Genomic DNA, 13,623 nt, shown 5'->3' on the forward strand with positions numbered 1-13,623 from the left:
TAGTCAGTGCTCACGAGTCTTTGCGGGTTGGCTCTTCGACTTTCTGGGCCTGCACGTCGATGGTGTTCGGTGCATTCACAGGCTGTGTGGCCTGCGGGTGGACCGGTTGGGCCGGTGGCACGGGTTGAGCCTGGTTGGTCGTGGTGTCGGCCGGTTTCTCGTCATCGTTCATGGCCTTGCGAAAACCCTTGATCGACTCACCGACATCGGTGCCGAGGTTCTTCAATTTCTTGGTGCCGAACACCAGCACCACGACCACCAGAATGACGACCCAGTGTTTCCAATCAAAAATACCCATGTGGTTATTCCTCTCAAGAATTGATCAGGCGGATGGGCGCGAGGCTTTCTCGACGTGCCCGGACAGACCGAAGCGACGGTCCAGTTCATCCAGTACGGCCTGGGGATGCTGCCCCAGCTGGGCCAGCATCACCAGGCTGTGAAACCAAAGGTCGGCGGTCTCGTAGATCACGTCGCTGCAGTCTCCGCTGACGGCGGCGTCCTTGGCGGCGATGATGGTCTCGACCGATTCTTCGCCGACCTTTTCCAGAATCTTGTTCAAGCCCTTGTGGTACAGGCTGGCGACATAGGAGCTGTCGGCCGCTGCGCCCTTGCGCTCTTCCAGCACCTGGGCCAGGCGGGTCAGGGTGTCACTCATGGGTATGTCCTGAATAGATGGCATGCGGGTCCTTGAGCACCGGGTCGACGGTTTTCCAGTCGCCGTTCTCGAAGACTCGATAGAAGCAGCTTTGACGGCCGGTATGGCAGGCAATTTCTCCGACCTGCTCGACCATCAGGATGATGACGTCACCGTCGCAATCCAGGCGCATCTCATGCAGGTGCTGCACATGCCCGGACTCTTCGCCCTTGCGCCACAGCTTGCCACGGGAACGTGACCAATAGATGGCGCGGTTCTGGGCAGCGGTCAGCGCCAGTGCCTCGCGGTTCATCCAGGCCATCATCAACACGCGCCCGGTCTTGTGATCCTGGGCGATGGCCGGCACCAGGCCGTCGGCGTCCCATTTGATCTCGTCCTGCCAGTTTTTCATCTTTGGTCCTGACGGCAGCTTCAAGCTTCCAGCTGCAAGTAAAAGCGATTCTGTGTAGGGGTTGAGTGATAGGTCCAACCGTTTGAGCTCGCGGCTTGCAGCTTATCGCTTGCAGCTGTTTCGTGCTATCGGCGAACGACCAGATACAAACCAACGGCCACCATGACGCCGGCGGGCCAATGGCCCAGTTGGCTCAACGGCCCACCGGCCGCCAGCACCGCGCCGCCACCCAGGTGGGCCGCGCCGAGCAAACGCAGGAACCAGTCGTCCCGACGGCGTTTCCATGGTGGAGCGGGATCGTTGGCGTGGGGTTGGGACATGCGTTCGAGCAGGTCGCGGGTCATGTTGGCCAGGTGCGGGAGCTGTTCGAATTGGCTCTGGACGTTGCCCAGCAAGGCTTTCGGGCTCATCCGCTCGCGCATCCAGCGTTCGAGGAAGGGCTGGGCGGTGTTCCAAAGGTCCAGGTCCGGGTACAGCTGGCGGCCGAGGCCTTCGATGTTCAACAGCGTTTTTTGCAGCAGTACCAGCTGCGGCTGAACTTCCATGTTGAAGCGTCGCGCGGTCTGGAACAGGCGCATCAGGACCTGGCCGAAGGAAATATCCTTTAATGGTTTTTCAAAGATCGGCTCGCATACAGTGCGTATCGCCGCTTCGAATTCGTTGAGCTTGGTTTCGGCGGGCACCCAGCCCGAGTCGATGTGCAACTGCGCGACGCGGCGATAATCGCGCTTGAAGAAGGCGAACAGGTTGCGGGCCAGGTAGTCCTGGTCCTCGGGGGTGAGGCTGCCGACGATGCCGCAGTCGATCGCAATGTACTGCGGGCTCCACGGCTGCACCGTACTGACGAAAATGTTGCCTGGGTGCATGTCGGCGTGGAAGAAACTGTCGCGAAACACCTGGGTGAAGAAAATTTCCACACCGCGCTCGGCAAGCAGTTTCATGTCGGTGCGCTGGTCGGCCAGGGTCGCCAGGTCGGTGACCTGGATGCCGTAGATGCGCTCCATCACCAAGACTTTCGGCCGGCACCAGTCCCAATAGACTTGCGGCACATAGAGCAGCGGCGAGCCTTCGAAGTTGCGACGCAGTTGGCTTGCGTTGGCGGCCTCGCGCAGCAGGTCGAGTTCGTCGTAGATGGTCTTTTCGTAATCCTGGACGACGTCCACCGGGTGTAGCAGGCGCGCGTCGGCAGACAACCGCTCGGCGGCGCGGGCAAGAATGAACAGCCACGCCAGGTCCTGGGCGATGATCGGCTTCAGGCCAGGACGAATCACCTTGACCACCACTTCTTCACCCGTCTTGAGCTGGGCGGCGTGGACCTGGGCGACCGACGCCGAGGCCAGGGGCTCGACATCGAAGCGACTGAAGACCTCGCTGATCTTCTTGCCCAATTGCCCTTCGATCAGCGCCACCGATAACTTCGAGTCGAACGGCGGCACGCGGTCTTGCAGGAGCATCAGCTCATCGGCGATGTCTTCGGGCAGCAGGTCGCGACGGGTCGAGAGGATCTGCCCGAACTTGATGAAGATTGGCCCCAGGTCCTGCAAGGCCAGGCGCAAGCGTGCGCCGCGAGTCAGGTCCAGGGTACGCCGGGGGAACCAGCGCCATGGCAACACAAAGCGCAGCGCCAGGAGGAACCAGGGCAGCGGCAAGGCGAACAGCAGGTCATCGAGGCGGTAGCGGATCACGACGCGCTGGATGCGCAACAGACGGCGGACGGCAAGCAGCTTCATGCGTTATCGCTTGGATTCAAGGGATCGGGAAAGGCGCTCGAAACGCGCCTCGAGACGTTCCAGGTCAAGCTTGACCTGGTCCAGTTCATCAAAACGGGCCTGGGCCTCGCGTTGGCCCACGAGGGTACGCGATTCTTCGGCCAGGTATTCACTCAGATTCTGTCCCAGGCTGGCAAAGCCCTGGCGGTACCAGCGGCTGCGGCTGCGCAGGTGACCGCTGAGCAATTGGGTCGCCACCGGACCGATCCAGCGGGACACTTCGTATTCCCAGTCCAGCTCCAGGTCCTGAAGGATCGCCGCCAGCTCCAGCAGCACACCGCTGTCGCCGTCGAGCTCGACGTCCGGGCCGTGCAGCACGGCGGTCTTGTTCTTGCTCAGCGCTAGCTCCAGCAGGCTCGATGCCGGGGCTCGCAGCGTGCAATCGGCTTCGGCTTCCCAATGGGCGGCGAGCATCAGGCCTTCATCGCTGGGCAGGATAAACAGTTGCAATGCCGGGTTGCGGCAGTCGACAGCGATCACCTTGCCACTCAAGCGCGCCAGGCGCACCGGCGCCGTACTGTCCAGGCGCAGGACTCGGTTGATCCCGAGTTCCACGCTGGCGAGCAGGCCGGTGAGCAACATCAGGGCTTGATACCGCGGTGCAGGGCGACGATGCCTGAAGTCATGTTGTGATAGGTCACCCGGTCGAAACCGGCCTCGACCATCATCGACTTCAGTGTTTCCTGGTCCGGATGCATGCGGATCGATTCGGCCAGGTAGCGATAGCTTTCCGCATCGTTGGTGATCAGCTTGCCCATCAGCGGCATGAAGGCGAACGAATAGGCGTCATAGGCCTTGGACATCAGCGCATTGGTCGGCTTGGAGAATTCCAGCACCAGCAACCGGCCACCAGGCTTGAGCACGCGCAACATCGAGCGCAGGGCGTCTTCCTTGTGGGTCACGTTGCGCAGGCCGAAGGCGATCGTCACGCAGTCGAAGTGGTTATCCGGGAAAGGCAGCTTTTCGGCATCGGCCTGGACGAACTCGACGTTGCCGGCCACACCCAGGTCCAGCAGGCGGTCGCGGCCGACCTTGAGCATGGACTCGTTGATGTCGGCGAGCACCACGTGGCCGGTCGGGCCGACGATGTGGGAGAACTTCCTGGTCAGGTCGCCCGTGCCACCGGCGATATCCAGCACGCGGTTGCCGCTGCGCACGCCCGACAGCTCGATCGCGAAACGCTTCCAGAGACGATGCATGCCGCCCGAAAGCAAGTCGTTCATCAAGTCATACTTGGCCGCCACCGAGTGGAAAACCTCAGCGACTTTTTCCGCCTTCTGGCTTTCCGGCACGTTCTTGAAGCCGAAGTGAGTGGTGGGTTCGGCATCGCTGCCTTTGCGCTGATCAGTCATATCGCTGTCACCAAAAAAGAATGCGGGACATTCTAATCCCGGTGGAGGGCTTTGTCTTGGCAAGGCTGCAGGTAAGATGAACCATCGCCCGGACGTTTTGACGCAGGCAGGGTCTGAACGTTCAGGCAAGTCTCGATCAAGCAGGAGTTATCAGATGGCCCGTATAACGGTTGAACGTGAACATGGCTTGGGCAAGGAAGCGGCCCGTGAAAAGGCTGAGAAGTTGGCGCAGAAACTGTCCGACAGCTATGGCCTGGAGCCCACGTGGGAAGGCGACACGCTGAAGCTCAAGCGCTCCGGGGTCAAGGGCGAAGTGCATGTAGGCGAGGATTCGATTCGCGTCGATGTGGAGTTGGGCATGTTGATGTCGGCCATGAGCGGCACGATCAAGGGGGAAATCGAAAAGGCGCTGGATAAGGCGTTGGCTTGATTGATTGGAAACGCGCAAAACTTAAGTTGAGCAAAATCTCCTGTGGGAGCGAGCCTGCTCGCGAAAGCGGTGTGCCATTCAATACTGATGTCGCTGATACCCTCCATTCGCGAGCAGGCTCGCTCCCACATTGGAAATCAGATGTCTCGGGATTTGTGTCGGTTGTTAGGGTGCCGTTTCTAATTATTGCCACTACTTTGTGCCTGAGCCCGTCCGTGTGCGGGCAGTTCCTCAAACCTTTTTCGAGTGAGGTGCACCATGGCCAAAGTTATCCTGAAGAAAAAAACGGACGTTGAATCTTCCACGCTGAGCGACGTGAAAACGTATGCGCGCAAGATCTGGCTAGCGGGCCTGGGCGCCTATACAAAGGTCGGCCAGGAAGGCAGCGAGTACTTCCAGGAGTTGGTAAAGGCTGGCGAAGTAGTTGAAACCAAAGGCAAAAAGAAGATTGCCGGGAAACTTGAAGCGGCCAATAGCGAACTGATCGAAGCCAAGTCCGAGGTCAATACGTTCAAGGCCAGGGTCGAAGTTCAACTCCACAAAGTCGAGAAAGTATTCGACGCGCGTGTTGCAAGTGCCTTGAATCGTATCGGCATTCCGTCTAAACATGACGTTGAGGCACTCTCTGCTAAGCTCGATGAGCTGACGGCATTGCTCGAACGTGTCGCGCGTAAACATTAAGGAGAACGGGATGGCTGGCAAAAAAATCACCGAAAAAGAAGGCAGCTCGTGGGCCGGGAAGATTGAAAAGTACTCCCGCAAAATCTGGCTTGCTGGTTTAGGCGTGTACTCGAAGATCGACACTGACGGCAGCAAACTCTTCGAGTCCCTGGTAAAGGACGGCGAGAAAGCCGAAAAACTCACCAAGACGGCAGTCGGCAAGCAAGTCGACGCAGCCAAGGACTCTGCCGAGTCCGCCAAGTCGCGCATCAGCGGCGCGAAGGACCGTGCGTTGGGCACATGGGGTGAGCTGGAAGGGGCTTTTGACAAGCGCCTGAACAGCGCGATCTCCCGTCTGGGCGTGCCCAGCCGCAATGAAGTCAAGGAACTGCACAACAAGGTCGACACTCTGACCAGGCAGATCGAAAAACTCACCGGGGCCAAGGTCACACCGGTTGCGACCAAGGCTACGGCAACCAAGACGGCGGCGGTCAAGCCTGCGGCGAAGGCGGCGGCCAAGCCACTGGTCAAGGCGGCGGCCAAGCCTGTGGCAAAAGTGGCGGCCAAGCCTGCGGCCAAAACCGCAGCGGCCAAACCAGCTGCGAAGGCAGCGGCCAAGCCGGTAGCAACCAAGGCTGCGGCTAAACCCGCAGCTAAACCGGCGGCCAAAACCGCCGCAGCCAAACCGGCTACCGCCAAACCGGCAGCCAAGCCAGCGGCAAAAGCGGCGGCCAAACCTGCGGCCAAGGCAGCAGCGAAACCCGCAGCGGCCAAGAAGCCGGCCGTGAAGAAACCGGCTGCACCAAAAGCGGCTGCACCGAAGGCGCCAACCGCCGCCGCCAAACCGGCAACAGCTCCGGTGAGCACGGCGAACTCCGCCTCGGCTCCAACCCCGGTGGCCACGCCAACATCTACGCCGACTCCATCGACGCCTCCCACCCAGTCCTGATCTACAGAGCTGAAAAAAACGCCCGGCCTGTAATGGCCGGGTTTTTTTTGCGCCATAGAACCCTACTGTGGGAGCGAGCTTGCTCGCGATGGCGGTGTGCCGGTACACATTGTCGTTGAATGTGCCGCAGCCATCGCGAGCAGGCTCGCTCCCACAATGGGTATGCCACTGCCACTGCCACTGCCACTGCCACTGCCACTGCCGCTCGTTATTCGTGCTCTTCCAGATACCGCAACGCCATTTGCTCGGTGGCGACCTTGATCGCCGGCGGCAGGTGTGGCGCCACCAGCATCATCACCTGATAGACCACCAGGCGAACGTCGCCTTCGCGATCCAGGATCCGCTGATAGTCCAGGGAAAACAGCAGGGTCATGGTGACCTGTTCCACCAGTTGCCCCAACGCCTGGGTGTCGCTGACCAACAACCCCTGGGCCTTGAGTTGCGCCAGCAATGAGGCCAGGGTTCGCTTCAGCGCGTTGAGCAACTGGCGAATGCCCTTGGCCAGCTTCGGCAGGCGCCCGGCCAGGTTCGACAGGTCCTGGAACAAAAACCGGTACTGAGCGAGGCGTTCAACGATCAGGTGCAGGAACAGCCAATAGTCCTCCGGCGCCAGCTGTGCATCGGCAGGTGGGTCCAACAGTGGCGCCAGCTCGGCCCGGAATCGCTCGAACAATCCGAGTATCAGCGGTTCCTTGCCGTGGAAGTGGTAATACAGGTTGCCGGGGCTGATGCCCATTTCGTTGGCGACTTCCATGGTGGAAACGTTCGGCTCGCCCTTTTCGTTGAATAACTGCAGGGCACATTCAAGGATACGGTCGCGGGTCTTCATCCGGTCTTCTTAATGGTGAGTCGTGCCACGGTCCGCGATGCGGCCGTGGTGAGGCCTTCAGCGCACCCGTACATAGTTTCCGGGCGCGGCTTCCAGAGGCGGATATTTGCTGTTGCCCAGCGCCATGACCGTTTCGCGCTGTTCGCCGGAGCGTTCCTGGATCCAGCCCAGCCACTGGGGCCACCAACTCCCCTCGACGTGCTTGGCGTCGTAGTACCAAGCCCTGGGGTCGCTGCTCAGCTTCGGGTTCTCGATGTAGTTGGCCTTGGGGTTGCCCGGCGGGTTGAGAATGCTCTGCACGTGACCGCTGTTGGACAGCACGAAACGGCGGTCGCCCCCCAGCAGCAGCGTCGAGCGGTACACCGCGTCCCATGGGGTGATGTGGTCGTTGATGCCCGCCACGCTGAAGCTGTCCACCGTGACTTTTTGCAAATCGATCGGCGTGCCGCACACCTCCAGCGCGCCCGGGCGGGTCAGCGGGTTGTGCTTGAAAAAGTCCAGCAGATCGCCGTGGTACGCCGCCGGAAGCCGAGTGCAGTCGTTGTTCCAGTACAGGATGTCGAACGCCGGCGGCTCCTTGCCCAGCAAGTAGTTATTGACGAAATAACTCCATACCAGGTCGTTGGGGCGCATCCAGGCGAATACGCGGGCCATGTCGCGCCCGTCGAGAATGCCTCGCTGGTAGGAGCGACGCTTGGCGGCTTCGAGAGTTTGTTCGTCGATGAACAACGTTGCCGGGCTTTCCATCTCGCTGTCCAGCAGGCTGACCAGGTACGTCGCACTGGCGACCCGGCGCAGCTGGCGCTTGGCCTGCAAATGGCCTTGCAGGGCGGCGATGGTCATGCCGCCGGCGCAGGCGCCCAACAGGTTGACTTCCCGTGCGCCGGTGATCGCCCGGCAGACGTTCATGGCTTCTTGCGTCGCCTCGACATAGCTGGACAGGCCCCATTCACGATGGCGAACGTCGGGGTTGCGCCAACTGATGATGAAGACCTGCAAGCCGTTTTTCAGGGCGTATTGGACGAGGCTATTTGAGGGGCTGAGGTCGAAGATGTAGAACTTGTTGATCTGCGGCGGCACGATCAGCACTGGCGTGGCGAATTGCTTTTCGCTCATCGGTTTGTACTGGATCAGTTCCAGCAGCTCGTTGCGAAACACCACCGCACCGGGTGTGGTTGCCAGGGTCTTGCCGACTTCGAAAGCCTGGGGCGTGACCTGCCGGGGCAGCCCATCGTTGTGCAGCAGGTCGTCCACCAGGTGGCTGATGCCACGAATCAGGCTGGTGCCGCCGGAGTTGAACAGTTCCTTGATCGCCAGCGGATTGAGCAACGTATTGGAGGGCGACACCGCGTCGTTGAGCAGCGAGAAGGTGAAATGGGCACGGGCGCGATCGTCCTCGCTCATGTCGCTTTCGTCGATCCAGCTCCTGACCTGCTTTTGCCAGCTCAGGTAGGCTTGCAGGCTACGACGATAGAATGGATTGAGCTGCCAGGTGGGGTCGGCGAAGCGCTTGTCGTTGGGGTTGGTGGGGTGCAGCGTTTCGCCCAGCAGCACGCGCCCCAGTTGACTGCCCAGCCGCAACGCATGCCGGGCGCTGTGCACCGGATTGCACAAGCCATGAGCGGCGACGTTGCGCAAGGTAGAAAGCAGGTCCCTGCCGCGCAGGCCGGTGACCGCGCTTTGTGCATTGATGAAACTGGCAGGGGCGGGCATGGAACCCTTCGCCGGTTTGTCGCGCATGAGTCAACTCCTTCGTCATCAGGCTAAAAACAAACACACCGAACCAGACAACATAGACGCTGTTTCGGGTAGTTGCGTGATCCGGCGTCCTGCCAGGCGCAATGGGCGGTGTCAGCCGCCACCCAGCGGTGCGGGATGTGGGTGCATGACCGCGCGCTGACGTTCTTCCTCCAGGAATTTCATGATGATCGGTGCCACGGCCTCGGCCCGGGTGATCAGGAACAGATGGCCGTCATCGATGATGTGCAACTGAGAATTGGGAATGCGCCAGGCCAGCATGCGCATGTTGATCAGGGGAATCAGCGGGTCGTCGTCTCCGGCCAGGATCAGCGTTGGCTGGTGGATCTTGTGCAGCCAGTGGATGCTGGTCCAGCCAAGGCCCGCGAAAAGCTGCCAGTAATAACCGAGCTTGCCGGCCGAACGCACCTTGGCCGCGTGACGGGCCGCCAGGCTTGGGTCGCGGCGGAACGAGCCGCCGTAGATCAGTGGAGCGATGCGCATGACATGTGACGGCTGCACGTAGCGCCGGGGGCTGGCCATCATCCACAGCACCTTCGGCTTGCCGGGCACCATGACCGCGCCGGCGGCCGTGGCGGCGAGCACCAGCTTCTTGCAGCGCTCCGGATAGTCGTGGGCGAACTGCTGCGCCAGGGCGCCGCCCCAGGACACGCCGATCACGTTCACCTGCCCGTAGTCCAGGTAATCGAGCATCCGCGCGGTGAGCTTGGCCAGGCCGGGAAAGCGATACGGCCGGCTCGGTGTAGACGAACCGCCGACCCCGGGCACATCGAAGGCGATCACTTCCAGGTCCGGGTCCAGGGCCTCGATGAATGGGAAGACCAGCTCCAGGTTGGCGCCGATGCCGTTGAAAATCAGCAGCGGGGTCAAATGGGGCTTGCCGGGACGTACCGCGGTGCGCAAGGTCTGGCCATCCAGGTCGACGGTACGGAAGATGTACGGTTGCGGCATGCTTCAAGCCCTGGGGTTAAAAAAGCAGAATGGCAGCTTCAAGCTTCAAGCTTCAAGCTTCAAGTTAAGGCGCTTGTAGCTTGAAGCTCACAGCTATCTTTCATGCACGTAAGTGCCCGGCGCCGCCTCACCGGCCACGTAGGTCTTGTTGCCCAGCACCGAGGGCGCTTTCTTTAGCTTGCCCGAGCGCTCGGCCTGCCAGGCTTGCCAGTGCAGCCACCAGGAGTCGGTGTGTTTGGTGGAGTTTTCCATCCAGTCCTCTGCCTTGGCCGGCATGTCCTCGCTGGTCATGTAGCGCGACTTGGGGTTGCCCGGCGGGTTGAGGATGCTCTGGATGTGGCCGCTGCTCGACAACACGAAATCAACCTTGCCTCCAAACAGCTGCGCCGACTTGTAGCAGGACTTCCACGGCGTGATGTGGTCGTTGGTGCCGGCCAGGGAAAAGATGTCGGCAGTGACCTGCTTGAGGTCGATCGGCGTGCCGCATACTTCCAGTGCATTGGGGCGGGTCAGCGGGTTGTTCTTGAACATCTCGATGAGGTCGCCATGGAACGCCGCCGGCAGTCGCGTGGTGTCGTTGTTCCAGAAGAGAATGTCGAACACCGGTGGTTCGTTGCCCAGCAGGTAGTTGTTGACCCAATAATTCCAGATCAGGTCGTTGGGACGCATCCAGGCGAAGACCTTGGCCATGTCGCGGCCTTCCAGTACGCCGGCCTGGTAGGAATGGCGCTTGGCCGCTTCCAGGGTCTGCTCGTCGACGAACAGGGCCACGTCGGTGTCCAGGGTCGTGTCCAGCACACTCACCAGCAGCGTCAGGGCATTGACCTTCTTCTCGCCGAGCGCGGCGTAATGGCCCAGCAGCGCGGTGCAGGTGATGCCGCCCGAGCAGGCGCCCAGCATGTTGACGTCCTTGCTGCCGGTGATGGCCGTGACAACGTCCACCGCTTCCTTGAGCGCTTCGATATAAGTCGACAGGCCCCACTCGCGCTGCGCCTTGGTGGGGTTGCGCCAACTGATGATGAATGTCTGCACGTTGCTGCGCAGGCAGAAGCGCGCCAGGCTCTTATCCGGGCTCAGGTCGAATACATAGAACTTGTTGATTTGCGGCGGGACCACCAGCAGCGGCCGCTCATGCACCTGCTCGGTGATGGGGCGGTACTGGATCAGCTCCAGCACATCGTTGCGAAACACCACGGCGCCTTCCGTCACGCCCAGGCTCTTGCCGACTTCGAAGGCGCCCATGTCGACCTGGCTTGGCATACCGCCGTTGTGTACCAAGTCTTTTGCCAGGTGGGACAAACCGTCGAGCAGGCTCTTGCCGCCGGTTTCGAAGAAGCGCTTGACCGCCGCGGGGTTGGCCGCCGAGTTGGTCGGGGCCATCGCCTCGGTCATCAGGTTGATCACGAAATGCCCGCGGCTGATGTCCTGGGGCGAGAGGCTGCTGTCGTCGATCCAGGCGTGCAGCTCCTTGCGCCACGCCAGGTAGGTTTGCAGGTAGCGTTTGTAGAGCGGGTTCTGTCTCCAGGCCGGATCGGCGAAACGACGGTCGTCGCTGGTGGGCTGCAACTCGGACTTGCCGAACAGGACCTTCCTCAGCTCAGCGCCGAAATGGGCCACATGCTTGACGCTGTGAAGGGGTTGTCTGATGGTCTGGGTCAGCACCATCCGGGCAGAGGCCAGCAGGTCCTTCCTGCGCAAGCCGACGACGGGATTCAAGCCCAGGGTGTTTTCCGAGGCTTGGTATTTCAACTCATCGTTGTTCTTGTTGCTCATCTACGACGCTCCATTGTCCTTCAGACGAGTACCGGGGCCGTGCCGTGAAGCCGCAAGGCCAATACCAGGTACGCTGCTCGGGGTGACCATTAATTCCGCATCGAGGGCAATGAGGAAACGTGTGCCAGGAACTCGCCGGTTCCTTTGCAGGGAACTTGCCAGCTCCATTGGTTACCCGAGTTTAATTTTTTTCGCAAGCAGGCCAGTCATTGACGATGCTGCGCGGGCATTCAAGCAGATGAGTCTAGAAAATTCGCCCTAAAGCGCCAGCCCTTGAGCTAGAGCATCAGCTTGACGACGGACTCGTTCGGATCGCGGGTTTTTCCGGCGGCCTTGAGCTCGGCGAGATAATCGTTCCACAGGACTTCCTGGCGCACTGCCAACTGATACAGGTAGTCCCAGGTGAACAATCCGCTGTCATGGCCGTCGTCGAAGGTCAATTTCAGTGCGTACTGGCCGGCCGGTTCAACCTTGGTCAGGCCGACGCCGAGCTTGCCGTATTGCAGGATGGGCTTGCCGTGGCCCTGGACCTCGGCGGAGGGCGAGTGCACCCGCAGGAATTCCGCTGGCAGGTGGTACTCCTCGTCTGGCGCGTACTTGAGCGTCAGGGTCTTGGAGGCTTTGTGCAGGTTGATGGCGGTGGGGAGTTTGGTCATGGCCTATGATCCGTCTCTGAGGACGCGTTGATCTGCAAAACTACGCGGTTCATGTGGGAGCGAGCTTGCTCGCTCCCACATGTCCGGGGAAACCTGTCGGTGGCTTACAGGATATAGCGCGACAGGTCTTCGTTCTGCGCCAACTCACCCAGGTGGCTGTTGACGTACTCGGCGTCGATGCGGATCGGCGCTTCGTTGTGGGCGCTGGCCAGGTCGCCGGCGCTGAACGAGACTTCCTCGAGCAGACGCTCAAGCAGCGTGTGCAGGCGGCGGGCACCGATGTTCTCGGTCTTTTCGTTGACCTGCCAAGCGATCTGCGCCAGGCGCTTGATGCCTTCGGGCGCGAACTCGATGTTCAGGCCTTCGGTCTTGAGCAGCGCGCAGTATTGCTCGGTCAGCGACGCATGGGGCTCGCTCAGGATGCGTTCGAAATCTTCCGGCGACAGCGCCTTGAGTTCAACACGAATCGGCAAGCGGCCTTGCAACTCAGGAACCAGGTCGCTCGGCTTGCTCAGGTGGAACGCGCCGGAAGCGATGAACAGGATGTGGTCGGTCTTGACCATGCCCAGCTTGGTATTGACCGTGCAGCCTTCGATCAGCGGCAGCAGGTCGCGTTGCACGCCTTCGCGGGACACATCGGCGCCGCCGACATTGCCGCGCTTGGCGACCTTGTCGATCTCGTCGATGAACACGATGCCATGCTGCTCGACCGCTTCCAGGGCCTTGGCCTTCAATTCTTCTTCGTTGACCAGGCGGCTGGCCTCTTCATCGCGCACCAGCTTCAGCGCTTCCTTGACCTTGAGCTTGCGGCTTTTCTTCTTGCCCTTGCCCATGTTGGCGAACAGGCTCTGCAGCTGGTTGGTCATCTCTTCCATGCCCGGCGGCGCGGAGATGTCGACACCGGCCATCTCGGCCACTTCGATCTCGATCTCCTTGTCGTCCAGCTGGCCTTCGCGCAGGCGCTTGCGGAACAGTTGGCGGGTGTTGGAATCCTGTGTCGCGGCGGAGTCGGCGTTGAAGCCCATGCGCGCAGGCGGCAGAAGCGCATCGAGGATGCGTTCTTCGGCGGCGTCTTCGGCGCGATGGCGAACCTTGGTGATTTCCTGCTCACGCAGCAGCTTGATAGCGGCATCGGCCAGGTCGCGAATGATCGACTCGACGTCGCGGCCCACGTAGCCCACCTCGGTGAACTTGGTGGCCTCGACCTTGATGAATGGCGCATTGGCGAGCTTGGCCAGGCGACGGGCGATCTCGGTCTTGCCGACACCGGTCGGGCCGATCATCAGGATGTTCTTGGGTGTTACTTCGACGCGCAGTTCTTCAGGCAACTGCATCCGGCGCCAGCGGTTGCGCAGGGCAATGGCGACGGCGCGCTTGGCATCGTCCTGGCCGATGATATGGCGATTGAGTTCGTGGACGATTTCGCGGGGAGTCATGGACATAATAATTG

Annotated in this window: 14 protein-coding genes and 1 pseudogene; 3 read left to right on the top strand and 12 right to left on the bottom strand. The window is 60.9% G+C overall.

Annotated elements, in window-relative coordinates:
• Window positions 1–10 precede the first annotated feature (10 nt).
• The 6 genes and pseudogenes from J3P90_RS01980 to ubiE form a co-directional block, all read right to left on the bottom strand.
• On the bottom strand, window positions 11–298 hold the full coding sequence (locus J3P90_RS01980; protein WP_420767024.1) for a twin-arginine translocase TatA/TatE family subunit: 288 nt from the start codon (window positions 296–298) through the stop codon (window positions 11–13).
• A gap of 24 nt (window positions 299–322) precedes the next feature.
• On the bottom strand, window positions 323–655 hold the full coding sequence (locus J3P90_RS01985; protein WP_047699744.1) for a phosphoribosyl-ATP diphosphatase: 333 nt from the start codon (window positions 653–655) through the stop codon (window positions 323–325).
• Window positions 648–1,046, bottom strand: coding sequence for a phosphoribosyl-AMP cyclohydrolase (gene hisI, locus J3P90_RS01990; RefSeq protein ID WP_434649218.1), 399 nt, complete (start codon window positions 1,044–1,046; stop codon window positions 648–650). Before hisI ends, J3P90_RS01985 begins: the two co-directional genes overlap by 8 nt.
• 125 nt (window positions 1,047–1,171) lie before the next feature.
• On the bottom strand, window positions 1,172–2,776 hold the full coding sequence (ubiB, locus tag J3P90_RS01995; protein ID WP_420767026.1) for a ubiquinone biosynthesis regulatory protein kinase UbiB: 1,605 nt from the start codon (window positions 2,774–2,776) through the stop codon (window positions 1,172–1,174).
• A pseudogene (locus J3P90_RS02000) lies at window positions 2,773–3,397 on the bottom strand (ubiquinone biosynthesis accessory factor UbiJ). Before J3P90_RS02000 ends, ubiB begins: the two are co-directional and overlap by 4 nt.
• On the bottom strand, window positions 3,397–4,167 hold the full coding sequence (gene ubiE, locus J3P90_RS02005; RefSeq protein WP_420767027.1) for a bifunctional demethylmenaquinone methyltransferase/2-methoxy-6-polyprenyl-1,4-benzoquinol methylase UbiE: 771 nt from the start codon (window positions 4,165–4,167) through the stop codon (window positions 3,397–3,399). The pseudogene J3P90_RS02000 and the gene ubiE overlap by 1 nt, the downstream one beginning before the upstream one ends.
• A gap of 154 nt (window positions 4,168–4,321) precedes the next feature.
• Here ubiE and J3P90_RS02010 point away from each other — a divergent pair, with 154 nt between their 5' ends.
• From J3P90_RS02010 to J3P90_RS02020, 3 genes are all read left to right on the top strand, one after another.
• The gene (locus tag J3P90_RS02010; RefSeq protein WP_420767028.1) at window positions 4,322–4,597 is read left to right on the top strand and encodes a polyhydroxyalkanoic acid system family protein; all 276 of its coding nucleotides are present in this window, start codon (window positions 4,322–4,324) and stop codon (window positions 4,595–4,597) included.
• Between the two features lie 258 nt (window positions 4,598–4,855).
• Window positions 4,856–5,278, top strand: a complete 423-nt coding sequence (locus J3P90_RS02015) for a phasin family protein (RefSeq protein WP_434675762.1) — start codon at window positions 4,856–4,858, stop codon at window positions 5,276–5,278.
• A 10-nt stretch (window positions 5,279–5,288) separates the two neighbouring features.
• Complete coding sequence (locus J3P90_RS02020) at window positions 5,289–6,206, top strand: phasin family protein (RefSeq protein WP_434676531.1); 918 nt, start codon at window positions 5,289–5,291, stop codon at window positions 6,204–6,206.
• 208 nt (window positions 6,207–6,414) lie between these two features.
• Here J3P90_RS02020 and J3P90_RS02025 read toward each other — a convergent pair whose 3' ends face one another.
• From J3P90_RS02025 to hslU, 6 genes are all read right to left on the bottom strand, one after another.
• Window positions 6,415–7,035, bottom strand: a complete 621-nt coding sequence (locus J3P90_RS02025) for a TetR/AcrR family transcriptional regulator (RefSeq protein ID WP_420767030.1) — start codon at window positions 7,033–7,035, stop codon at window positions 6,415–6,417.
• Between the two features lie 57 nt (window positions 7,036–7,092).
• Window positions 7,093–8,775 (bottom strand): class II poly(R)-hydroxyalkanoic acid synthase, encoded by a 1,683-nt coding sequence (gene phaC, locus J3P90_RS02030; RefSeq protein WP_434675763.1) that lies wholly within the window; start codon window positions 8,773–8,775, stop codon window positions 7,093–7,095.
• 111 nt (window positions 8,776–8,886) lie between these two features.
• Window positions 8,887–9,744 (bottom strand): poly(3-hydroxyalkanoate) depolymerase, encoded by an 858-nt coding sequence (phaZ, locus tag J3P90_RS02035; protein WP_039592414.1) that lies wholly within the window; start codon window positions 9,742–9,744, stop codon window positions 8,887–8,889.
• Between the two features lie 93 nt (window positions 9,745–9,837).
• Complete coding sequence (phaC, locus tag J3P90_RS02040) at window positions 9,838–11,517, bottom strand: class II poly(R)-hydroxyalkanoic acid synthase (protein ID WP_434649210.1); 1,680 nt, start codon at window positions 11,515–11,517, stop codon at window positions 9,838–9,840.
• Between the two features lie 278 nt (window positions 11,518–11,795).
• Entirely contained in the window at window positions 11,796–12,173 is a 378-nt protein-coding gene (locus tag J3P90_RS02045; protein WP_420767033.1) for a gamma-butyrobetaine hydroxylase-like domain-containing protein, read from the bottom strand.
• A 104-nt stretch (window positions 12,174–12,277) separates the two neighbouring features.
• Window positions 12,278–13,615, bottom strand: a complete 1,338-nt coding sequence (gene hslU / locus J3P90_RS02050; RefSeq protein WP_039592417.1) for an ATP-dependent protease ATPase subunit HslU — start codon at window positions 13,613–13,615, stop codon at window positions 12,278–12,280.
• Window positions 13,616–13,623 lie beyond the last annotated feature (8 nt).

The sequence above is a fragment of the Pseudomonas sp. D3-10 genome, assembly GCF_051132175.1.
GTDB lineage: Bacteria > Pseudomonadota > Gammaproteobacteria > Pseudomonadales > Pseudomonadaceae > Aquipseudomonas.